At 60.4% G+C, this 23,397-nt stretch carries 17 protein-coding genes; 14 read left to right on the top strand and 3 right to left on the bottom strand.

The window, feature by feature from the left end:
* The first annotated feature begins 18 nt into the window (after positions 1 to 18).
* From ACM6J5_RS14785 to ACM6J5_RS14765, 5 genes are all read left to right on the top strand, one after another.
* Positions 19 to 279 carry a YeaC family protein gene (locus ACM6J5_RS14785; protein WP_056727623.1) on the top strand — a complete coding sequence of 87 codons (261 nt, stop codon included), beginning with the start codon at positions 19 to 21 and terminating at the stop codon, positions 277 to 279.
* Positions 276 to 1,106 carry a DUF2797 domain-containing protein gene (locus tag ACM6J5_RS14780; RefSeq protein ID WP_414928825.1) on the top strand — a complete coding sequence of 277 codons (831 nt, stop codon included), beginning with the start codon at positions 276 to 278 and terminating at the stop codon, positions 1,104 to 1,106. Before ACM6J5_RS14785 ends, ACM6J5_RS14780 begins: the two co-directional genes overlap by 4 nt.
* A gap of 10 nt (positions 1,107 to 1,116) precedes the next feature.
* A complete protein-coding gene (pepN, locus tag ACM6J5_RS14775) occupies positions 1,117 to 3,774 on the top strand; it encodes an aminopeptidase N (protein WP_414928824.1) in 2,658 nt (885 codons plus the stop codon).
* Between the two features lie 1,299 nt (positions 3,775 to 5,073).
* Positions 5,074 to 6,126: a WD40/YVTN/BNR-like repeat-containing protein gene (locus ACM6J5_RS14770; protein WP_095944817.1), complete on the top strand. Its 1,053-nt coding sequence runs from the start codon at positions 5,074 to 5,076 to the stop codon at positions 6,124 to 6,126.
* 28 nt (positions 6,127 to 6,154) lie between these two features.
* Entirely contained in the window at positions 6,155 to 8,539 is a 2,385-nt protein-coding gene (locus tag ACM6J5_RS14765) for an efflux RND transporter permease subunit (RefSeq protein WP_095944816.1), read from the top strand.
* A gap of 66 nt (positions 8,540 to 8,605) precedes the next feature.
* Here ACM6J5_RS14765 and ACM6J5_RS14760 read toward each other — a convergent pair whose 3' ends face one another.
* From ACM6J5_RS14760 to ACM6J5_RS14750, 3 genes are all read right to left on the bottom strand, one after another.
* A complete protein-coding gene (locus tag ACM6J5_RS14760; protein ID WP_414928823.1) occupies positions 8,606 to 13,498 on the bottom strand; it encodes a dermonecrotic toxin domain-containing protein in 4,893 nt (1,630 codons plus the stop codon).
* Positions 13,499 to 13,643: 145 nt separating this feature from the next.
* Entirely contained in the window at positions 13,644 to 14,363 is a 720-nt protein-coding gene (locus tag ACM6J5_RS14755; RefSeq protein ID WP_172435374.1) for a FadR/GntR family transcriptional regulator, read from the bottom strand.
* Between the two features lie 188 nt (positions 14,364 to 14,551).
* Positions 14,552 to 16,288 carry an IlvD/Edd family dehydratase gene (locus ACM6J5_RS14750; RefSeq protein WP_150672946.1) on the bottom strand — a complete coding sequence of 579 codons (1,737 nt, stop codon included), beginning with the start codon at positions 16,286 to 16,288 and terminating at the stop codon, positions 14,552 to 14,554.
* 194 nt (positions 16,289 to 16,482) lie between these two features.
* On the opposite strand from ACM6J5_RS14750, the gene ACM6J5_RS14745 reads away from it, so the two are divergent.
* The 9 genes from ACM6J5_RS14745 to ACM6J5_RS14705 all read left to right on the top strand — a co-directional run bounded on the left by ACM6J5_RS14745 (position 16,483) and on the right by ACM6J5_RS14705 (position 23,389).
* The gene (locus ACM6J5_RS14745) at positions 16,483 to 17,790 is read left to right on the top strand and encodes an MFS transporter (protein ID WP_414928822.1); all 1,308 of its coding nucleotides are present in this window, start codon (positions 16,483 to 16,485) and stop codon (positions 17,788 to 17,790) included.
* A gap of 133 nt (positions 17,791 to 17,923) precedes the next feature.
* Positions 17,924 to 18,916: an AraD1 family protein gene (araD1, locus tag ACM6J5_RS14740; RefSeq protein ID WP_414928821.1), complete on the top strand. Its 993-nt coding sequence runs from the start codon at positions 17,924 to 17,926 to the stop codon at positions 18,914 to 18,916.
* 10 nt (positions 18,917 to 18,926) lie between these two features.
* Positions 18,927 to 20,507, top strand: coding sequence for an aldehyde dehydrogenase (NADP(+)) (locus ACM6J5_RS14735; protein ID WP_095944810.1), 1,581 nt, complete (start codon positions 18,927 to 18,929; stop codon positions 20,505 to 20,507).
* 120 nt (positions 20,508 to 20,627) lie between these two features.
* The gene (locus ACM6J5_RS14730) at positions 20,628 to 20,966 is read left to right on the top strand and encodes a DUF5629 family protein (RefSeq protein WP_095944809.1); all 339 of its coding nucleotides are present in this window, start codon (positions 20,628 to 20,630) and stop codon (positions 20,964 to 20,966) included.
* Positions 20,959 to 22,128 (top strand): lactonase family protein, encoded by a 1,170-nt coding sequence (locus tag ACM6J5_RS14725; protein ID WP_095944819.1) that lies wholly within the window; start codon positions 20,959 to 20,961, stop codon positions 22,126 to 22,128. Before ACM6J5_RS14730 ends, ACM6J5_RS14725 begins: the two co-directional genes overlap by 8 nt.
* A 156-nt stretch (positions 22,129 to 22,284) precedes the next feature.
* The gene (locus tag ACM6J5_RS14720) at positions 22,285 to 22,464 is read left to right on the top strand and encodes a hypothetical protein (RefSeq protein WP_007979950.1); all 180 of its coding nucleotides are present in this window, start codon (positions 22,285 to 22,287) and stop codon (positions 22,462 to 22,464) included.
* A gap of 217 nt (positions 22,465 to 22,681) precedes the next feature.
* Positions 22,682 to 22,807 carry a hypothetical protein gene (locus ACM6J5_RS14715; protein ID WP_256589114.1) on the top strand — a complete coding sequence of 42 codons (126 nt, stop codon included), beginning with the start codon at positions 22,682 to 22,684 and terminating at the stop codon, positions 22,805 to 22,807.
* Between the two features lie 115 nt (positions 22,808 to 22,922).
* Positions 22,923 to 23,135, top strand: a complete 213-nt coding sequence (locus tag ACM6J5_RS14710) for a hypothetical protein (RefSeq protein WP_414928820.1) — start codon at positions 22,923 to 22,925, stop codon at positions 23,133 to 23,135.
* The gene (locus ACM6J5_RS14705) at positions 23,132 to 23,389 is read left to right on the top strand and encodes a hypothetical protein (protein ID WP_150724057.1); all 258 of its coding nucleotides are present in this window, start codon (positions 23,132 to 23,134) and stop codon (positions 23,387 to 23,389) included. The genes ACM6J5_RS14710 and ACM6J5_RS14705 overlap by 4 nt, the downstream gene beginning before the upstream one ends.
* The last annotated feature ends 8 nt before the right edge of the window (positions 23,390 to 23,397 follow it).

Genomic DNA, 23,397 nt, shown 5'->3' with positions numbered 1-23,397 from the left:
TAAAGAGACGGAGACCCAATGTCCTCTTTTAACGAAATGATCAACAACATCACCCCCGATATCTACGAGAGCCTGAAACTGGCCGTGGAAATCGGCAAATGGTCCGACGGTGGCAAGCTCACCGCCGAACAACGCGAGCTGTCGCTGCAGGCGATGATCGCCTGGGAAATCCAGAACCTGCCCGAGGACCAGCGCACCGGTTACATGGGCCCGCAGGAATGCAGCTCGAAGTCGATTCAAGTGCCCAATATCCTGTTCAAGTCGGATGCCATCCATTGATCGAGATTGGTCGCGGTGCAATCAGCAAAATGTCGGCGCGCCTGGACGGGCCGAATGTGCAATACGCATTTCGTCTGGGCGAAACCGAGGTCCCGGTCAATCCGTTGATCGGTACCACGGTGCGCCTGGAATACCTGGGGGCGATCCACTGCACCCATTGCGGGCGCAAGACCAAGACCAGTTTCAGCCAGGGTTACTGCTACCCGTGCATGACCAGACTGGCCCAGTGCGACGTGTGCATCATGAGCCCGGAGCGCTGCCACTTCGAGGCCGGAACCTGCCGGGAACCCGAGTGGGGCGAGAAGTTCTGCATGACCGATCACGTGGTGTACCTGGCCAACTCGTCGGGGGTGAAAGTCGGGATTACCCGCGCCACCCAGTTACCGACCCGCTGGCTCGACCAGGGTGCGAGCCAGGCGTTGCCGATCATGCGCGTCTCGACCCGCCAGCAGTCCGGTTTCGTTGAAGACCTGTTCCGCAGTCAGGTGGCCGACAAGACCAACTGGCGTGCTTTACTCAAGGGCGATGCAGCGGCGGTGAACCTGGCCGAAGTCCGCGATCGACTGTTCGACAGCTGCGCCGAAGGCTTGCTCGGGTTGCAGCAGCGATTTGGCTTGCAGGCGATCCAGCCGGTGACCGACGTCGAACCGCTGGAAATCCGCTACCCGGTCGAGCAGTACCCGGCGAAGATCGTCAGCTTCAACCTGGACAAGAACCCGATTGCCGAAGGCACGCTGATGGGGGTCAAGGGCCAATACCTGATCTTCGATACCGGCGTGATCAACATTCGTAAATACACGGCTTACCAGCTCGCCGTGCATCAGTAAGGACTCCAGCATGCGCACCGAACAACCGAAGATGATCTACCTCAAGGACTATCAGGCACCCGAGTACCTGATCGACGAAACACACCTGACCTTCGAGTTGTACGAGGACCACAGCCTGGTCCATGCGCAACTGGTGATGCGCCGCAACCCCGAGCGTGGCCCGGGCCTGCCGCCGCTGGTGCTGGACGGCCAGCAGCTGGAACTGCTGTCGGTCACTTTGGCCGACCGTGAGCTGAGCGCCGCCGACTATCAGTTGAGCGAGAATCACCTGACCCTGCATCCGGCCAGCACCACCTTCACGGTCGATACCAGTGTCCGGATCCACCCGGAAACCAACACCGCGCTGGAAGGCCTGTACAAGTCCGGCACGATGTTCTGCACCCAGTGCGAGGCCGAAGGCTTTCGCAAGATCACCTATTACCTCGACCGCCCGGACGTGATGAGCACCTTCACCACCACGGTCGTCGCCGAACAACACAGCTATCCGGTGCTGCTGTCCAATGGCAACCCGATCGCCTCCGGTCCCGGTGAAGAGGGCCGGCACTGGGCGACCTGGGAAGACCCGTTCAAGAAACCGGCGTACCTGTTCGCGCTGGTGGCCGGGGACCTGTGGTGCGTCGAAGACAGCTTCACCACCATGAGCGAGCGCAACGTGGCGCTGCGCATTTACGTCGAGCCGGAAAACATCGACAAGTGCCAGCACGCCATGAACAGCCTGAAGAAGTCCATGCGCTGGGACGAAGAGGTCTACGGTCGCGAGTACGATCTGGACATCTTCATGATCGTCGCCGTGAATGACTTCAACATGGGTGCCATGGAGAACAAGGGCCTTAACATCTTCAACTCCAGCGCCGTGCTCGCCAAGGCGGAAACCGCCACCGACGCCGCGCACCAGCGTGTCGAGGCGATCGTCGCCCACGAATACTTCCACAACTGGTCGGGCAACCGCGTGACCTGCCGCGACTGGTTCCAGCTGTCGCTCAAGGAAGGCTTCACCGTGTTCCGCGATGCCGGTTTCTCCTCGGACATGAACTCGGCCACGGTCAAGCGCATCCAGGACGTGGCCTACCTGCGCACCCACCAGTTCGCCGAGGACGCCGGCCCCATGGCCCACGCCGTGCGCCCGGACAGCTTCATCGAGATTTCCAACTTCTACACCCTGACCGTGTATGAAAAGGGCTCGGAAGTGGTCGGCATGATCCACACTTTGCTCGGCGCCGACGGCTTCCGCAAAGGCAGCGACCTGTACTTCGAACGCCACGACGGCCAGGCCGTGACCTGCGATGACTTCATCAAGGCCATGGAAGATGCCAACAGTGTCGACCTGACCCAGTTCAAGCGCTGGTACAGCCAGGCCGGTACACCGCGTCTGGCGGTAAGCGAGTCCTACGATGCAGCCGCGAAAACCTACAGCCTGACCTTCCGCCAGAGCTGCCCGGAAACCCCGGACAAGGTGAAAAAACTGCCGTTCGTGATCCCGGTCGAACTGGGCCTGCTGGACCGCAAGGGTGGCGAGATTGCCTTGCGTCTTGCCGGTGAAGCCGCCGCCCAAGGCACGACCCGCGTGATCTCGGTAACCGAGGCCGAGCAGACCTTCACCTTCGTCGACATTGCCGAACAACCGCTGCCATCGTTGCTGCGTGGCTTCTCGGCGCCGGTGAAGCTGAGCTTCCCGTACAACCGTGATCAGCTGATGTTCCTGATGCAGCACGACAGCGACGGCTTCAACCGCTGGGATGCCGGCCAGCAACTGTCGGTGCAGGTGCTGCAAGAGCTGATTTCCCAGCAGCAGAAGGGCGAAGCGCTGGTACTCGATCAGCGTCTGGTGTCGGCGCTGCGCACGGTGCTCTCGGATGAGTCGCTGGATCAGGCCATGGTCGCCGAAATGCTGTCGCTGCCGAGCGAGGCGTACCTGACCGAGATCAGCGAAGTGGCAGATGTCGAAGCGATTCACACGGCGCGGGAGTTTGCCCGCAAGCAACTGGCTGACGCATTGTTCGAAGGCCTGTGGCTGCGTTATCAGGCCAACCGCGATTTGTCGAAGCAGACGCCGTACGTGGCCGAAGCCGAGCACTTTGCCCGTCGTGCCTTGCAGAACATCGCGCTGTCCTACCTGATGCTCAGCGGCAAGCCAGAAGTATTGGCGGCGACCCTGGAGCAGTTCGACGCGTGCGACAACATGACCGAGCGCCTGACTGCACTCGCCGTGTTGGTCAATTCGCCCTTCGAAGCCGAGAAGGCCAAGGCGCTGGCCAGCTTCGCCGAGCACTTCAAGGACAACCCGCTGGTCATGGACCAGTGGTTCAGCGTCCAGGCCGGCAGCGTGCTGCCCGGTGGCTTGGCACGGACCAAAGCGTTGATGCAGCACCCGGCGTTCAACATCAAGAACCCGAACAAGGTGCGGGCGCTGGTCGGTGCGTTCGCCGGGCAGAACCTGATCAACTTCCATGCCGCCGACGGTTCCGGGTATCGCTTCCTGGCGGATCTGGTGATCGAGTTGAATGGCTTTAACCCGCAGATTGCTTCTCGGCAGTTGGCGCCTTTGACTCGCTGGCGCAAGTACGACAGCGCTCGTCAGGCTTTGATGAAGGGGGAGCTGGAGCGGATTCGGGCTTCGGGGCAGTTGTCCAGTGATGTGTTTGAAGTGGTCAGCAAGAGTTTGGCTTGATCTTGGCTTTTGAACTTGGCGGCCTTCGGGCCGACCAGGTTCGTGGGTTGATTGAGTACATATCCGTTGCTGCGGTAACGGCGGCTTATGGTTTCGCCCTTACGGCGACTCACTTTTTTACAAGCGCCTAAAAAAGTAAGCAAAAAACGCTCGCCCCTTACGTACGGCCCCTCGCTTAGGCTCGGCGTTCCTTCGCTCCGGCATTCATCCGGGGGCATCGCCCTCCGGTTGGCTTCGCTGGCACCTACATGCGATGAGTTCGACTGCGTCGAACGGCGCTGCGCGCCAATCCCCGGATGAACACCTCCACTCAGCCTGCCGATGGGGCGGGTGGATCAAGATCAAGAGCTGCAGGCGAGCTAACGCTCGGCCTGATGAGTGGTGAGAAGCGTGGTGTACGCCGCTCTGTTTTTGCTCTTCTGTGGGAGCGAGCCTGCTCGCGATGGCGGTATGACAGTCGACCGAGTCCCATCTGCTTGTACCCGGTTTTTCAGAGATCCATAGCTGCTTTGGCTTTGGCTTTGGCTTTGGCTTTGGCTTTGGCTTTGGCTTTTGATCTTGATCTTGATCTGGCTTTTGATCTTTTGCCCCTTCGGCAGGCCGAGCGTAGGTGTTCATCAGGGGGTTAGGCGCGCAGCGCCGTTCGACGAAGTCGAACACATCGAGAGGAGGTCGTCGCGAAGCAGACCGGAGGCGATGCCCCCTGATGGACACCGTAGCGAGGGAACACCGAGCCTTGGCGAGGTGCCGTACGTCGGGGCAAAGCCTTTTGCTTACTTTTCGGCGTTTGGAAAAGTGAGTCGCTGTAAGAGCGAAACCGTCAGCAGCCGTTACCGCAGCAACGGATATGTACACCGACTGGATAAGCAGCCGTTACCGCAGCAACGGATATGTACACCGACTGGATAAGCAGCCGTTACCGCAGCAACGGATATGTACACCGACTGGATAAGCAGCCGTTACCGCAGCAACGGATATGTACACCGATTGGATAAGTAGCCGTTACGACAGCAACGGATATGTACTCCGAACACCGAACACCGAACACCGAACACCAAAACCGCAATCACCCCACCTGATACCCAACCATTCAGAACAACCCCCATCCCCCCCGGTTAACAAAACATAACGTGGCGTCGATTGTCAGGCATTAAAAAACACCGATAGGATAAGCCAGCTTCCGAAGGGGCTCTGGATTGCGGGTTTCAGGACTATGCTCTGAAACAGCCGGTCCAGACACGCACCCTTGCGGCGCCCAGAAAGGTTGAACGACCTAACAATAATAATGGGAGAAGGTCTATGAGTGAGCCTGTCATGGGTGTGGGTATCTGCCGCCCGCCGGCACTACGCAAAATCGCGTTGCTGGCCACAGCGCTCTCGCTGTTGGGCTCTGCCATGCTGTCGGCGCCTGCGCTGGCCGCGGCGGCGCCTGCATCCGATGTTGTTTATTCCATTGAATCCGCCAAGGCTGCCAAAAGCCTGATGCTCGATGTCGTCCACGCCGGCAAGCGCCTGGTGGCGGTCGGGGACCGTGGGCACATCCTGTATTCCGATGACCAGGGCGCGACCTGGACCCAGGCCAAGGTCCCGACCCGGGCCCTGCTGACGTCGGTGTTTTTCGTCGATGACAAGCACGGCTGGGCCGTCGGCCATGATGCGCAGATCCTCGCCAGCGATGATGGTGGCGCGACCTGGACCAAGCAGTTCGAAGACCTGACGCGCGAATCGCCGCTGCTCGATGTCTGGTTCAAGGACGTCGACAGTGGCTTTGCCGTGGGCGCCTACGGCTCGCTGATGGAAACCACCGACGGTGGCAAACATTGGGAAAACGCCAGCGACCGCCTCGACAATGAAGACCAGTACCACCTGAACGCGATCGCCGCGGTCAAGGACGCCGGGCTGTTCATTGTCGGCGAGCAGGGCAGTATGTTCCGTTCCGCGGACTGGGGCCAGACCTGGGAGAAACTCGAAGGTCCGTACGAAGGCTCGCTGTTCGGCGTGATCGGCACGGCGCAGCCCAATACGCTGCTGGCCTACGGACTGCGCGGCAACCTTTACCGTTCCACGGACTTCGGCAGCAACTGGGAGCAGGTCGAGCTCAAAGCTGAACGTGGCGACCTGGAGTTCGGGCTATCCGGTGGCACGCTGCTCGACGACGGTTCCATCGTGATCGTCGGCAATGGCGGTTCGGTGATTCGCAGCAGTGACAATGGCGAGACCTTCAAGGTGGTCAACCGTTCGGACCGTATTTCGGTCTCGGCAGTGACTGCGGCAGGCAATGGCAATCTGGTTCTGGCCGGGCAGGGCGGCGTTCGCGTCACTTCGCCAAACGGTACCGAGTCGGGTAAATGAGCCGGGTTAATAATAAGAAGGCGGAGCTATGACTTCCTTGAGTACTCATCACCAGGACAAGGCGACGTTCCTCGAGCGCCTGATCTTCAACAACCGCCCGGCAGTGATCACGATCTGCCTGCTGGTCAGTATTTTCCTGTTCTGGCAGGCGACGCTGATCCGTCCGTCCACCAGTTTCGAAAAAATGATCCCGCTGGAGCATCCCTTCATCCAGAAGATGATGGAGCACCGCAACGATCTGGCGAATCTGGGCAACACCGTGCGGATCTCGGTGGAAGCCACCGATGGCGACATCTTCTCCAAGGAGTACATGGAGACCCTGCGTCAGATCAACGACGAGGTGTTCTACATCTCCGGCGTCGACCGTTCCGGCCTCAAGTCGCTGTGGAGCCCAAGCGTTCGCTGGACCGAAGTGACCGAAGAGGGCTTCGCCGGCGGTGAAGTGATTCCGCAGAGTTACAACGGCTCCCAGGCCAGCCTCGACTTGCTGCGCAACAACGTGCTCAAGTCCGGTCAGGTCGGGCGATTGGTGTCCAACGATTTCAAGTCGAGCATCGTCGACATTCCGTTGCTGGAGTCCTACCCGGACCCGCAGGACCAGGGCAAGCTGCTGGCGCTGGACTATCGCCAGTTCTCCCACGAGCTTGAAGACAAGATCCGCACCAAGTTCGAAACACAAAATCCGAACGTGAAGATCCACATCGTCGGTTTCGCCAAGAAAGTCGGTGACCTGATCGATGGCCTGGTGATGGTGGTGATGTTCTTCGGCGTCGCCTTCGTCATCACTCTGATCCTCCTGCTGTGGTTCACCAACTGCCTGCGCAGTACCGTCGCTGTGTTGAGCACGACGCTGGTGGCGGTGGTCTGGCAACTGGGTTTGATGCACTTCTTCGGCTTCGGGCTCGACCCCTATTCGATGCTGGTACCGTTCCTGATCTTCGCCATCGGTATTTCCCACGGCGTGCAGAAGATCAACGGGATCGCCCTGCAATCGAGTGAAGCGGACAACGCCCTGACGGCGGCGCGCCGCACCTTCCGTCAATTGTTCCTGCCGGGGATGATCGCGATCCTCGCCGATGCTGTGGGTTTCATCACGCTGCTGATCATCGATATCGGTGTGATTCGTGAGCTGGCCATCGGCGCATCCATTGGTGTGGCGGTGATCGTGTTCACCAACCTGATCCTGCTGCCGGTGGCGATTTCCTATGTCGGCATCAGCAAGCGTGCCGTCGAGCGCAGCAAGAAAGACGCGGTGCGCGAACACCCGTTCTGGCGCCTGCTGTCGAACTTTGCCAGCGCGAAAGTGGCCCCGGTTTCCATTTTGCTGGCGCTGATCGCCTTTGGTGGCGGCCTGTGGTACAGCCAGAACCTGAAAATCGGCGACCTCGACCAGGGTGCCCCGGAGTTGCGCCCGGACTCGCGCTACAACAAGGACAACAACTTCATCATCAACAACTACTCCACCAGTTCCGACGTGTTGGTGGTGATGGTCAAGACCAAGTCCGAAGGGTGCTCGCGCTACGAAGCCATGGCGCCGATCGACGAACTGATGTGGAAGATGCAGAACACCGAGGGCGTGCAGTCGGCGATTTCCCTGGTGACCGTGTCCAAGCAAATGATCAAGGGCATGAACGAGGGCAACCTGAAATGGGAAACCCTGTCGCGTAACCCGGATGTGCTGAACAACTCCATCGCCCGTGCTGACGGCCTGTACAACAACAGCTGTTCCCTGGCGCCGGTGCTGGTGTTCCTCAACGATCACAAGGCCGAGACCCTGGATCGCGCGGTGCATGCGGTGCAAGAGTTCGCCAGGGAAAACAACAAGGAAGGTCTGGAGTTCATCCTCGCTGCCGGTAATGCCGGGATCGAGGCGGCCACCAACGAGGTGATCAAGAAGTCCGAGCTGATCATCCTGATCCTGGTGTACATCTGTGTGGCGGTCATGTGCATGATCACCTTCCGTTCCTGGGCGGCGACCTTGTGCATCGTGCTGCCGCTAGTGCTGACCTCGGTACTGGGCAACGCCCTGATGGCCTTCATGGGCATCGGCGTGAAAGTCGCGACCCTGCCGGTCGTGGCGCTCGGGGTGGGGATTGGCGTGGACTACGGCATTTACATCTACAGCCGCCTGGAAAGCTTCCTGCGTGCCGGCCTGCCGCTGCAAGAGGCGTACTACCAGACGCTCAAGTCCACCGGCAAGGCGGTGCTGTTCACCGGTCTGTGCCTGGCGATCGGCGTGTGCACCTGGATCTTCTCGGCCATCAAGTTCCAGGCCGACATGGGCCTGATGCTGACCTTCATGCTGCTGTGGAACATGTTCGGTGCGCTGTGGCTGTTGCCGGCACTGGCACGGTTCCTGATCAAACCGGAGAAACTGGCGGGGCAGAAGGGCAATTCGTTGTTCGCCCACTGATTGCGTGGTTGTGCCGACACCGAAAGCCGCTGCCTCGAAAAGGCGCGGCTTTCGGCGTTTCAGACGTTATTGATCAGGCACCAGATCCAGAAACAGCCTTTGATCCCGTGGCGGGGTAATGGGGCTGTAGAGGTCGCGGATGATCAATTGGTTGTCAGACCCGGCCTGGGCGATCAGATCCTTGAGGGTCACGAAGCGATGTTCGGGACGCTTGAGGTGGGCAATCGTGTAAGTCGAAGGCGCGCTGTTCGACTGGGCGTAGTGGAAATGGGCGTACCACAGCACCTTCACCGAATTCTTCTCCCGAATGGCGAACTCCGTCAGGTAGTCCTTGGCTGCCGTGCGTTTGAGCGCCTGCACAAGGCCGATGTCTACCGCCTGGCGGTCGCGAAGGTACTCGATGCTTTCCTGCCGGGGGCGCTGCGCCTTGTATCCCTCGATGCAATGTTGCTGGCCTTTGAGCCGGGTGGCGGCAGACGTGTTACGCAGTGATTCAAGTACCGCACTGATGCCGGGGTTGGCAGGGTGGGCCTGTTCCAGTTCGCTGGCCAACGTTTCGATCCGTTCGGCCTGGTGTTCCAGCATATCGCTCCAGTCACGGGGGTTGAGTTCATCGCGCCGTTGCGGATCACTGAGCTTTCTTTTCTGAAATTCGATCGAGCGCTCAATGGCCGGGATTTCGTCGATCAGCCGCTGCCCCTCCGTGCGCAGCGCGGCAAACGAACGCGGTTGCGGTGTCGGAGTCGGTCGCACAGGCGCGGCGTCGACAATCTCGACCCATCCCTCATTGGGGTGCTCCATGAACCGACCACTGACTTGAAGGGTGAGCGGGTTTCGGGTGACGATTGTCGCAAACGGCATGCCGGTGGTCGCCGGTTCCAGCTCTCCGACCAGGTCGCCGTTATCCCGCGACTTGAACACCCGTTTGGTCTGCGACGGTGCTTTGACGGGTTTGAAGGCGACGGGCAAAACCGGCAAAAATTCGTCCTCGCGCAACAGGTCGGCCAGTTCGGTCTCGGCATTGTCCCGTACGATTTCAAGACGCTCCATCAGCAGCGACATGTAGCGGGGGCGGATCAACGGGGACTCAAGCTCCAGCAGTGAGGTGTTGATTTGCAGGCGCCTTTTGTAGTGCCTGATCAGGTTGATCAGGACGTCCTTGCGCTCCTGAGCGGTAAAGCCATCCGTGCTCAGCAGGTCCAGGTGGGAGTCTTCGAGCGCTGACATGGCGCCCAGACGGTCTTCATGAACTTTGAGAAAGTACTGTTCCTGCGGCGTTTTCGCCTCGACGGTGGTGTCAATGCTCAAGGTGTTCAGTACGTCGAGCGATTCGAGGAGGGCGGTCACTCGGTTGGAGAACCTGCGGTCAGGGTGGCCTTTGAGGTATTTCAGGCGTTGCGCCGGCCCGGTCTTGAAGTTTTGCGCCAGCTCGGTAAGCGCTTCATCCAGTGCGATGATTGCCTGTGCATGTCGCTCGGAGGCGGCGAAGTTGGTTTCCAGAAGGTCGTACATGCGCTGGGCGCCTTCGATGTCATTGATGTTGTATTGCAACTCAATCAGCGACTCGCCCTGTTCGGAAATGAAGCTGGCCAGGTAAAGGGACGCCAGTCGGTAGATCCTCAGTTCATGATGCATCAGGATCGCGCCGTACTCGTCGGTGGCTTTCTGCTCGTAGTCGAAGCGGCTGTCAACGTCCTTGAGTTGGCGATAGGCCTGGATCAAGTCGCGACGGGCCTGGATCAACTGGTCGACGATGACTTGATCTCTTTCCTGCAATATCTGGAAGTTCAGCCGGTTGCGTGAACGCGCAATGACCTTGAGCCGGTGAGCATCGAGCAGAGCCTGGTCCTCGGGCGATGCACGAAGACGCACACGAGCGGCTCCCAGTTCGTTGTGGGCGCTTTCGTACTGCTTTTTTGCCGCATCCAGTTGCTGGTCCATATCCTTTGCCTGTGTTGCCAGCGTCGATATGATCCCACCGATTCGGCTGACCTCAATGTTGGCTTGATCACGTTTCTTGTCTATTTCCGCGAGTTTGGCTTTGAGTCGGTTTTTAGGTCCACCGCCCTGTAGCTTCAAGCCTGGGTCCAGCGACCATCTTCCTTGTCCGTCAGTCTTGAGCTTGAACCCGGGATGGAGCGGCTTTTGGGGATGAATGATGTAAACGTCGCCGACTCCCGCCACGACATTGACCTTGAACAGCAGCCCTCCCACGGAGGCATGCCATTGGTTGTCGATACGGTACAAGCCTTTGAGCGTTCCGGTTTCGGCGGGGGCGGGAACCGGAACCGGCCAAGCGACATTCAGTTCGAGCAATGCATTCAACAGACGTCGGCCGGAGGAGTCCCTGGCGGTGGAGTGGATGAAATCGACCTGTGTTTTGTCGGCGGCCGGAGGTTCGGCCGGCAAGCCGATCATGCCTTGCTCGATGACAGTCGTGAGTGGGGTGGCATCGAGGAGCGGTCGGCGCAGGTCGGCGAGTTTGAGCGGCGGCTCTACGGGGTGGAGTCTGGGCGCCGACGGATCGGAAGGGTGGGCCCGGGACGGAGCGTGCAACAGGATCAAACCAATGTTGAGCAGCAGATCGACCCAGGCCAGTTCCCTGGCTGTCGGGTCATTACTGTGCAGCGCAGTCACATCGTTTTCCAGGCTGGCGGCCATTTGCAGCATCCAGCCGGCTACCATCGCAGGTCCACGTAGCAGAGGCAAAAGCACGGCGTTGAACAGTAACCAGCCGCCCTCGCGCAGGATGGCCCAACGGCTTTCGGCGTTGGAAACGGACTCTCTGTCAGACAAGTCGATGAGGGCTCGGGCGTTTCTGCCGTAGAGATACTGCGTCAGGTTTCCGTTGGTCAGTGCCTGTGCCAGCGAACCCGGTACTGCGTCGGTGTCAGAGTCTTGCCCCAACTGTGCCGGCTCCGGTTTTTCCCAGCGGACGGTGTCGTCCCCCAGGCCAAAACGCAGGATATGAGGGCTGTTGAATCCGTCATGGCTGTAGATCGGCCGGGCCTTGTCCGGCAACCAGTTCAGCACGCTGTCTTGCAGCGCACCGGGTTGTGCAATGGCATTGAACAGCGCTTCACGGCTCGCGAACTGCCGCAATGAGTCCTGGTACACCGGTCGATACAGGATATGCGGCCCGATGGCGATGTCCCGCGGTTCAATGATGAACATGTTGTCGACCACATCGGCGGCGGCGCCCGGCTTGCGGATGAAGGACAGTGCGCGAACGACGATGTCGTTGCCGTCGACGACGCGTTCGGGCGCGTGGGTGTGCATGACGGCCTTGACGTAACGGTAGCCCAGGGCGCTCACACCGTGCTCGCCCCGGATTTTGTGCTCCAGGGCCTGGAGCGGCAGGTGTACCTTCAAGGCCTGGCCAAACCGCATCTCGCGGCGTTGTGATTCGCTGTTGTCATCGAGCAGCAGCTTTTTGAGGGTTTGTGGATAGCGTTCCCCGATGTTCACCCGGCTGATCAGTCCCTCGGTGCTGCTCAGCAGACCTTTTTCACCCAGAATGTAGTCAGGGGTCAGCCACTGCGGGACGGCTTTGCCGGTCTTGTCCGTGATGGTCATGCTGCCGGAGGGGGCAGCGCTGAGATTCTGGATGGCCAGTTCGATCAACGTCATGGGGACGCGGGTTATGAAACCGCTGCCCAGATCGCCTGCCGCCACCTGGAAATTCAGCAACAGATCGTCCGGTTCACAATCGGCGTCGGGATGATCCTTGCGTAACTGATCACGCAAGGCGTTGGCGGTGAAATCATGCAGGTTTTCGATGCCGTCGAGGAACGTCTTACCCGCGGTTTGTCGTTGCAATCGCGCTTGCTCGACCAGCCATTGGCGATATTCGGCGCGATCGTTGGCGCTGGCGTCCTTGAGCCACTGGGGCAGGGTCGAGCGAATTTTTTCCGCAGCTTGTTGGCCCGGCACCGGGGCAAGGCTGAAGTAAGGGGTCGGGTCGGTGCTGGCGGCGAAAAGGTCTTCCAATGGGCGAACACCCTGGTCGGCCGGAAGCCGAATGGCGTCCAGGTTCTCCAACTGACACTCAAGCAGCAACGCGGCCTGGATATCGAAGATGTTGCCATCGGGTTCAGAACGCTTGATGACGACTTTGTCGGCGATGAACTGGCGCTCCACCTCGCGGCCCCAGGCCTGGTTGAACGCTTCCATGGTCGGGTGTGACTCCAGACGGCCTGAAGCCCGGTACAAAAAGATCTGGTTTCCTTGCACCACGAGCAGGTCCGGCGTCATGAAAGACCTGCTTTCGCCGTTGCGGATCAAGCAGGTTTCCAGGCAATAGGCATGTACAAAACCGTCAGGGTGGGGGATGGCCTGACGCTCCCGGCGGTCAGGATGACGAGCCAGCTCGTAGAGTGCAGCCCTGCACTGTTTTTGCGCCGCCGGAAGAAGGCTGGCCGCGCTGTTCAGACCGGTCGCCAACAGGTCACCCAGCCATTTCCAGCGGGTTGCACCTGTTTCGTCAGCCTGGTTCCAGTAGGCCGTCAGTGCTTCCTGAAAGTGGGTGCCCAGGGTCAACGCCAGAGCCTGGATTTTTTCCTGGATAACCCCCATGTCGGGGCGTTTAGGCCCTTGCGCTTCATAGGTCAGGCGCGAGGGAACCCGGTTGGTGAGGAAGTGTGTGCGACCGTCAATTTCTTCCGTGAGATTCAGGCGGGTGTCGTTGCCCAGATAATCCAGGGCCACATCGATCAACAGTTTGAGATCCCATCCCCCGGTCTGATTCGGTATGGCCAGCCGGGTGATATCCAGATCCACGGCAAGAGGCGGGTAGTGTTCCAGAATGCTGGCTTGAAGGACTTGCCGGGCGACCTGGCGCAGAGTCGGTCGGCTGGCGAATCCAAGGGCGACCGCTTGAGCAGGGGCGTTGCCGGTATCGAGACTTGAGGGAGGGGGCGAGACCGCGCCTGGCGGAGTAATGGCGGATTGATTTTGCATGTCGGATTCCAGTCTGTAGCGAAAAAGATAGGGTTTTCGCTGCCAGAATGGCGAGTTCGTCGGTGGGCTGTGCGGTATCCCGCTACCACCTGACCACTCGAAAAATGTGCCCGGTCGCACGCTCGGCGAGCGGGCGATGTGCGGCTCAGGAAAGCTCGGAGCCGAGCACCACGTTCAATGCACTGCGCGCATCATCGAGTTGTACCAGCGTCGCATGCCGCGCGCCGAGGGCATCACGATTCTCGATGGCGGTGAGGATTGCCTTGTGCCGGGGCAGCGCCAGTTCATGCAGGTTCGGCCGCTGGTTGGAATGCTTCAAGGCTTCGGCGATGGCCACCGAGAGCATGTTGCACAGGTTGGCCAGCAAGTCGTTGTGGGTGGCATCGGCGATTCGGCTGTGGAAGTCCAGGTCCGGCTGCAGCAGCGCCTCCGGCGTCGGTGCGGCTTCCATACGCTGGTAGGCCTCACCGATGGACGCGATGTCTGCTTGCGTGGCGAATTGCGCGGCGAGGGCGGCGGCGGCCGGTTCGATGATGCTGCGCACGCTGGTCAACAGATCGAAAAACTGATTCTGCGGACTGCTCTGCATCAACCAGTGCAGCACGTCCGGATCGAGCATGTGCCAGTCCTTGCGCGGCTTGACCACGGTGCCGACACGCGGGCGGGAATACACCAGGCCCTTGGCAACCAACACCCGGGTGGCTTCACGCAGCACCGGCCGGCTGACCGCATATTCTTCGCACAACAGCGCCTCGGCGGGCAGTTTGTCGTCCGGCAGGAAACGTCCCGAGACGATCTGCATGCCCAGTTCCTGGACGATGCGCGAGTGCATGCTTTTGCGGTCGGAGGGTTTGCGGTAATCCATGGGGAGCGGCGCGGTCCTGTGCGAATAGGTGTCGCGCATGATAGCAGGCGCGGTACAAACTTGAGGTGGGTACACAAACCAAATGTGGGAGCTAGCCCTGCTGGCGATAGCGGAGTGTCAGTCAACATTAATATCAACTGATGGACCGAAATCGCTAGCAGGCTAGCTCCCACAGGGGATTTGTGGTGTCAGTGGGAGTGACGCGGCACTTCAGCCCCGCGGCAACCGACCAGGAAGTCGAAGTCGCAACCCTGGTCCGCTTGCAGCACGTGGTCGATGTACAGCTGACGATAGCCACCGACGATCAGGTTCTGTGGCGGTTGCAGATCGGCCATGCGCGCGGTCAGTTCGGCGTCCGGAATATCCAGGTGCAAACGGCCGCTGGCGCAATCGAGTTCGATCCAGTCGCCTTCTTTCACTGCGGCCAGCGGGCCGCCGGCTGCGGCTTCAGGGGCGACGTGCAGGACAACCGTGCCATACGCGGTGCCGCTCATGCGCGCATCGGAAATACGCACCATGTCGGTCACACCCTGGGCCAGCAACTTGGCCGGCAGGCCCATGTTGCCCACTTCGGCCATGCCCGGATAACCCTTCGGCCCGCAGTTTTTCATCACCAGGATCGAGTTGGCATCCACGTCCAGTTCCGGATCGTTGATCCGCGCCTTGTACATGTCGAAGTTCTCGAACACCACCGCGCGGCCGCGATGCTGCATCAGTTCGGGCGTGGCGGCGGACGGTTTGAGCACGGCGCCCAGAGGTGCCAGGTTGCCGCGCAAGACACAGATGCCGCCGTCGGCGCGGATCGGGTTGTCGAGGGTGCGGATCACTTCGTCCTCGCCATAGATCGGCGCGTCCCTGGTGTTCTCGCCGATGGACTTGCCATTGACGGTCAAGGCATTCGGGTTCGGGATCAGGTTGGCTTCGCCAAGACGACGCAGCACGGCTGGCAAGCCACCGGCGTAATAGAACTCTTCCATCAGGAAGCGCCCGGACGGTTGCAGGTCGACGATGGTCGGCATACCGCGACCGATACGGGTCCAGTCATCCAGGTCCAGCTCCACGCCAATGCGCCCGGCGATGGCTTTCAGGTGGATCACCGCGTTGGTCGAACCGCCGATGGCGGCATTGACGCGAATGGCGTTTTCGAAGGCTTCCCTGGTCAGGATCTTCGACAGCTTCAAGTCTTCACGCACCATCTCCACGGCACGCATGCCGGACATGTGCGCCAACACGTAACGGCGCGCATCCACCGCCGGGATCGCCGCGTTGTGGGGCAGGGAAGTGCCCAGTGCTTCAGCCATGCAGGCCATGGTCGAGGCCGTGCCCATGGTGTTGCAGGTGCCCGCCGAGCGGGACATACCGCCCTCGGCCGCGAGGAAATCGTCGATGCTGATGGTGCCGGCCTTGACCTGTTCGCTGAGCTGCCAGACCACGGTGCCGGAGCCGATGTCCTTGCCCTTGTGTTTACCGTTGAGCATCGGCCCGCCGGTGACGACGATGGCCGGTACGTCGCAACTGGCGGCGCCCATCAGCAAGGCCGGGGTGGTTTTGTCGCAACCGGTCAGCAGCACCACGCCATCGATCGGGTTACCGCGAATGGCTTCTTCGACATCCATGCTCGCCAGGTTGCGGGTGAGCATGGCGGTCGGGCGCAGGTTCGATTCGCCGTTGGAAAACACCGGAAACTCCACCGGGAAGCCCCCGGCCTCGATCACCCCGCGTTTGACGTGCTCGGCAATCTGGCGGAAATGCGCGTTGCACGGGGTCAGTTCCGACCAGGTGTTGCAGATGCCGATGATCGGCTTGCCATGGAACTGGTGGTCGGCGATGCCCTGATTCTTCATCCAGCTGCGGTACATGAAGCCGTTCTTGTCGGCGGTGCCAAACCATTGGGCGGAGCGCAGGGTGGGTTTCTTATCAGACATGATCGGTTCTCTTATTGTATGACTATATTGTTCGAGCTGAGGCGTAACATAAGCGCAAATTCTGCGCTTTGGAAGTGTTGTTGAGTAAATAGTATTACTATATAGTCCGCTCAAACGGAGGGATGGCCCTGGCGAATTTTTCGCGAGAGGCGTCCCCCGAGGTTCTATAACAACAACAATCGGAGACCGATCTCATGAGCCAGGAACTGCGGCTTATCCGTCGCATCACGCTGAAACTGATTCCCTTCCTGATCCTGCTGTACCTGATCGCCTATGTGGACCGCTCCGCGGTGGGCTTCGCCAAACTGCACATGGGCGCCGACATTGGCCTGGGCGATGCCGCCTACGGTCTGGGCGCCGGGCTGTTCTTCATCGGCTACTTCCTGCTGGAAATTCCCAGCAACCTGATGCTCGACCGCTTCGGCGCACGGCGCTGGTTCGCGCGGATAATGGTCACCTGGGGCGCCATCACCATCGGCATGGCCTTCGTCCAGGGGCCGAACAGCTTCTATGTGATGCGCTTTCTGCTCGGCGCCGCCGAGGCCGGGTTCTTTCCGGGCGTTCTGTACTACATCACCCAATGGTTCCCGGTGCGCCATCGCGGCAAGATCCTCGGGTTGTTCATCCTGTCGCAGCCCATCGCGATGATGATCACCGGCCCGCTGTCCGGTGGCTTGCTGGGCATGGACGGCGTGTTGGGACTGCACGGCTGGCAGTGGCTGTTCATCGTCATCGGCTGTCCGGCGATCCTGCTGACCTGGCCGGTGCTGCGCTGGTTGCCGGACGGCCCGCAGCAAGTGAAGTGGATGGACCAGGCGGAAAAGGACTGGCTGAGCGGTGAGCTGAAAAAGGATCTGGATGCCTACGGCCAGACCCGTCACGGCAACCCGTTGCACGCCCTCAAGGACAAGCGCGTCCTGCTGCTGGCGCTGTTCTACCTGCCGGTGACCCTGAGCATCTATGGCCTGGGTCTGTGGCTGCCGACCTTGATCAAGCAGTTCGGCGGCAGCGACCTGGTGACCGGTTTTGTTTCCGCGGTGCCGTATATCTTCGGGATCGTCGGCCTGCTGATCATTCCGCGCAGTTCCGACCGCTTGAACGACCGCTACGGCCACCTCGCCGTGCTTTACGTGCTGGGTGCGATTGGCTTGTTCCTCAGCGCCTGGTTGTCGGTGCCGGTGCTGCAACTGGCGGCGCTGTGCCTGGTGGCGTTCGCATTGTTCTCCTGCACGGCGGTGTTCTGGACCTTGCCGGGCCGCTTCTTCGCCGGCGCCAGTGCGGCAGCGGGGATCGCCTTGATCAACTCGGTGGGTAACCTCGGCGGCTATCTCGGTCCATTCGTGATCGGCGCACTCAAGGAATACACCGGCAATCTTGCGTCCGGCTTGTATTTCCTCTCCGGGGTGATGGTGTTCGGCCTGATTCTGACTGGCGTTGTCTATCGCCTGCTGGAACGCAAACACGTCCTGCCAGCCGATCAATTTGCAGCAAGTGCACGCTAATCCAATGTAGGAGTGAGCCTGCTCGCGATAGCGTCGGCACAGCCAATGTTGTCGGCGACTGATACATCGCTATCGCGAGCAGGCTCACTCCTACAGAGATCTGCGGTGTTTTTGAAGGAATAGGAGAAATTTCATGCGTTTGGTTCAGTTCGAATTGAGTAACGGCGAACGCCGTGTCGGCGTGATCGACAACGGTCTGGTCCGCGAAGTGCAGGACGCGTGCAGCGTTCGCGATCTGGCATTGGCGGCGATCGAGGCGGGCGCAAGCCTTGAACAACAGGTGCAAGGCCTGGGGCTGGGCATCAGCCATGACTATGCCGAACTGCTGACGCAACGGCGCATCCTGCCGCCGCTGGACCATGCGGACCCGGCGCACATGCTGGTCAGCGGCACGGGCCTGACCCATCTGGGCAGTGCGTCGGCCCGGGACAAGATGCACCAGCAAAGTGGCGACGAAACGGCGATGACCGACACCATGCGCATCTTCAAATGGGGCGTGGAGGGCGGTAAGCCGGCGGCGGATGAAGCCGGTGTGCAACCGGAATGGTTCTACAAAGGCGATGGCAGCATCGTCGTCAGGCCGGGCCAGCCGTTTCCCCTGCCGCCGTTTGCCGAAGATGCCGGCGAAGAGCCGGAGATCGCCGGCCTGTACGTGATCGGTCACGACGGCAAGCCGTATCGCCTGGGTTTTGCCGTGGGCAACGAGTTCTCCGACCACGTCATGGAACGCAAGAACTACCTGTATCTGGCCCATTCGAAACTGCGCAGCTGCAGCTATGGCCCGGAACTGCGGGTCGGCGAACTGCCGCAGCATCTGGCGGGCACCAGCCGCATCCTGCGCGACGGCGAGGTGCTATGGCAGAACGAGTTTCTCAGCGGCGAGGCCAACATGTGCCACAGCCTCGCCAACCTCGAATTCCACCATTTCAAATACAGCCAGTTCCTGCGCCCGGGGGATGTGCACATTCACTTCTTCGGTACGGCGACCTTGTCTTTTGCCGACGGCATTCGCTCGCAACCGGGTGACGTGTTCGAGATCACTCAGGCCGAATTCGGCGCGCCATTGATCAACGGTATCGCACCGGTTGCAGCGGCTTTCGCGCCCGGCACCGTCGGCACACTTTGAGGACTGACCCATGACCCGGATTCTTGGTCACAACTACATCGGCGGCCAACGCAGCGCTGCTGGCAGCGTCAAATTGCAGAGTGTCGATGCCACCACCGGTGAGGCATTGCCCGACGATTTTTATCAGGCGACCCCGCAGGAAGTCGATGCAGCGGCCAGCGCGGCGGCGACCGCGTACCCGGCCTATCGCAGCCTGAGCGCGGAGCGGCGGGCGCAGTTTCTCGAGGCCATTGCCGATGAACTGGATGCCCTCGGTGATGATTTTGTCGCGGTGGTCTGCCGCGAGACGGCGTTGCCGGCGGGACGGATTCAAGGCGAGCGTGGACGTACCAGCGGGCAGATGCGCCTGTTTGCCAAAGTCTTGCGTCGCGGTGATTTCTACGGCGCACGAATCGACCGGGCATTGCCGGAGCGCCAACCGTTGCCGCGTCCGGACCTGCGTCAATACCGTATCGGCCTGGGACCTGTGGCCGTGTTCGGTGCCAGCAACTTTCCGTTGGCGTTCTCCACCGCTGGCGGCGACACGGCATCGGCGCTGGCGGCTGGCTGCCCGGTAGTGTTCAAGGCCCACAGCGGCCACATGGCCACGGCTGAATGGGTGGCTGACGCGATCATTCGCGCCGCCGAGAAAACCGGCATGCCGGCCGGCGTGTTCAACATGATCTACGGCGGTGGCGTCGGTGAGGCGTTGGTCAAGCATCCGGCGATTCAGGCTGTAGGCTTCACCGGTTCGCTCAAGGGCGGTCGAGCCTTGTGCGACATGGCGGCGGCCCGTGCGCAACCGATTCCGGTGTTCGCCGAGATGTCGAGCATCAACCCGGTGATCGTGTTGCCACAGGCGTTGCAGGCGCGGGCTGATACCGTCGCCCGGGACCTCACGGCGTCGGTGGTTCAGGGTTGTGGCCAGTTCTGCACCAATCCCGGTCTGGTGATCGGCATTCGCTCGGCGTCATTCGCTGCGTTTGTGCAGCAAGTGGCCGGGTTGATGGGTGACCAGCCGGCGCAAACCATGCTCAATGCCGGAACCCTGAGCAGCTACGGCCAAGGCTTGCAAAAACTGCTCGCGCATCCGGGGATCGAGCACCTGGCCGGCAATCCGCAACAGGGCAATCAGGCACAGCCACAGCTGTTCAAGGCCGATGTCAGCCTGCTGCTCGATGGCGATGAAGTGTTGCAGGAGGAAGTGTTCGGTCCGACCACGGTAGTGGTTGAAGTGGCAGACCATGGGCAACTGATGGCCGCCTTGAACGGCCTGCACGGCCAGTTGACCGCCACCGTCATTGGCGAGCCGGAAGACTTCGAACAGTTCGCCGGGCTGACGGCATTGCTGGAGCAGAAGGTCGGACGCATCCTGCTCAATGGCTATCCGACGGGCGTGGAAGTCTGCGATTCGATGGTTCACGGTGGGCCTTATCCGGCAACGTCCGATGCCCGCGGTACGTCGGTGGGCACCCTGGCCATCGATCGTTTCCTGCGCCCGGTGTGTTTCCAGAACTACCCGGACAGCTTGCTGCCGGATGCGCTGAAGAACGGCAATCCGCTGCGCATCCAGCGACTGGTGGATGGGCAATCGACCCGCGAGGCGTTGTAGCGGCTGACCACAATCCCTGTAGGAGCGAGCCTGCTCGCGATAGCGGAACATCAGTCAACATTTAAATCGACTGGACTGCCGCCATCGCGAGCAGGCTCGCTCCTACAGGGGAGGTGGTGCATGAGCTATCATTGCGTTTTTCTCATTCAAAGACTGATTGCCATGACTTCCCCAACCGACACCTTGCTCAATGCCCTCGAACACTGCGGAATGGTTGAGATCGACGGCCTGCATGCCTTCGAATTCGCCCTCGACGAGTTCGATAATCTGCACATTGAATGCATGGATGGCCGTGCGGCCAAACACTGGGAGTTCACCCCCGCGCAGGTCCAGGCCGCGACCTTCGATGCCCCGCTGCAAAGCTGGTTGATCACCGGTGACTCGGGTGAACACCGTTTGGTGTGCCTGGGCGATGTCGTCAGCGGTGACAACGAAGATGACGACCAAGGCGATGCGTAACCTCTGGCCACTGTTGATGGCTGGCAGTATCGGTGCGATGGGGATTCAGGCTGCATCCGCCGACGACTATCAACTGCTGGTGGGCTCCTACACCGCCGGTCAAAGCCAGGGCATCTACCGCCTGGCTTTCGACAGCAGCACCGGGCAGATCGATGCCAGCCCTCTGCAAGTGATCAAAAGCGAAAACCCGTCGTGGCTGACCCTGTCGAAGGACCAGCGACACCTGTTCGTGGTCAACGAAAACGGTCCGGGCCAGACCGATCCGGTAGGGCGCGTCAGCAGTTACGCGATCGATCCCAAAAGCCATGCGCTGAGCCTGATCAGCCAGGTACAAAGCCTGGGCAACGAGCCGACCCATTCCCGCCTCAGCACCGATGGCAGCCATTTGTTTGTCAGCAATTACTCGGTGGCCGAGGACCCGGGCGGCACCCTCGCGGTGATGCCGGTGGCGGCCGATGGCACGCTCAAACCGGTGGTGCAGATGAGCAGCCACCCGGCGAGCCGGGTCAACCCCGAGCGTCAGGCCTCGGCTCACGTGCATTCGGCCATCCCGTCACCGGATGGCCAATACGTGTTCGCCAATGACCTGGGCGCCGACAAGGTGTTTGCCTACCGCTTCGACCCCAAGGCCAACCCGGAGCTGCCGTTGACCCCGGCCACCCCGGCATTCGTGCAGCTGCCGCCGGGCAGCGGGCCGCGTCACTTGCTGTTCAGCGCCGGTGGTAAACACGCTTGGCTGACCCTGGAAATGAGCGCGCAAGTGGCGGTGTTCGATTACCACGACGGCCAACTCAAACAGACGCAGATCGTCGATCTGGCTGCCGGGCAACCGGTCTCGGACAAGGCTGCGGCGGCGTTGCATGCCTCGGCTGACGGCAGGTTCCTCTACGTCAGCAACCGTGGCACGGCCAATCAACTGTTGGTGTTTGCCATCGACCCGGCCACCGGCCACCTCCGTGAGCTGCAACGCCGGGCGGTGGAGGGCGATCATCCGCGGGAATTCAGCCTCGATCCGAGTGGCAAATTCCTGTTGATCGCCAATCAGAAGAGCAACCAGATTGTCGTCGTCGAACGCGACGCCAAGACCGGTCTGCTGGGCAAGACCGTGCAAAAGCTGCCAATGGACGCCCCGAGCGACCTCAGGTTTCTGCTGCGTCAATAAGCCGCAGGCCCCGGTTGATGGGGCCTGTCCGCTTTTATCAATGACGCTGATATCTGGTACTGCTACAAAGCATTTCAAGGCACGAACCCTCGAGGGTTAAGTTTGCTTCACGGCCCCACCGGGCAAGCAAGCCAACTGAATCCGAGGAATACCGCCATGAACTTCAACATCTTCTCTGTCATCGCCGCTTCCGCCATTTCCGCCACCGTTGCGCTGCCAGCCAGTGCCAACGTTGAAATCAGCGACAAAAAAGCCCACACCCAGAGCTACACCCAGAAGTACCTGCAACAGAGCGCCAACTTCTACGCCGCGCTGGATCACAAAACCCAGGCCTGAATGCCCATCCCTGCCTTTATGCAGGAGCGAAGTCACTGATGATCGAAGACCCTGATGTTGAAACACGGGTGTTGAAAACGATCAGAGTGATGTCGCTCCTGCATAACGCATTTGCGACAGCATCATTTTGCCATCAATGTCACGCTTGATATCACATTGCCATGCGTTTAAATTGACGCTGATTTTTTGACTCCTCCTCACGGCAAGGATCGGCAGCATGGTGACGCGTCTGGCATTGGTAGTTCTTTTTCTCTACTCAACCCCCATTCTGTCGGCGGTCGACCCTGTTCCGAGTGAACCGGACGCTGCCCGCGAACGCTTGATGAGTTTTATTGAAGACTGAAATAGATTGGCTTAATGATCAATGAAGCTGATGGTCACTATGGATAACCCTGAGTGGTTACCCAGGCTTTTTTGATCGATTCTGTGGGTATTGAAACATGCCTGCGGAGAACATCATGGCCAGCGCAATTCTCACTTCTGCCAAACACGGCGCCTATGTGGCGATCGGTCTTTACCTTGCCATGGTGCTGGTGGTCAGTCTTTCAGCCCAGTCGCAAGTCACCTTCGAAGCACCGATCCAGGTCGCTCATCCCGGCATTCAGTTTGAATACCGTGCGCAAAACGCCGGCGTTGATCAGTCTGAACTCGCGGGAGTCGTCGGCGCATGAAAGGGCACAGACTCTGGGTCATCGCCTTCCTGGCGTTCATGACCAACGGATCCTCCCTGTTGGGGATCGGCCAAGGTTCGGCGGGCTCGGTGGCACGCGCCATCGAAGCCAACCACAACATCGCCCGCAACATCGAAAACGCCAGTGCCCAGGGGATGTTGGCCGGCAATCCGCCGGTCAGGACTGAAGGGGTGGTTTTCGGGCCGTTCCAGGTGGATTGCTCGGCGATCGGGATGTGTGGGGTGTTGGCGTAAGTGCCTGG

The organism is Pseudomonas sp. IT-P74 (genome assembly GCF_949768175.1).
Lineage (GTDB): Bacteria > Pseudomonadota > Gammaproteobacteria > Pseudomonadales > Pseudomonadaceae > Aquipseudomonas.
This window is presented reverse-complemented; position numbering and strand designations above follow the sequence as displayed.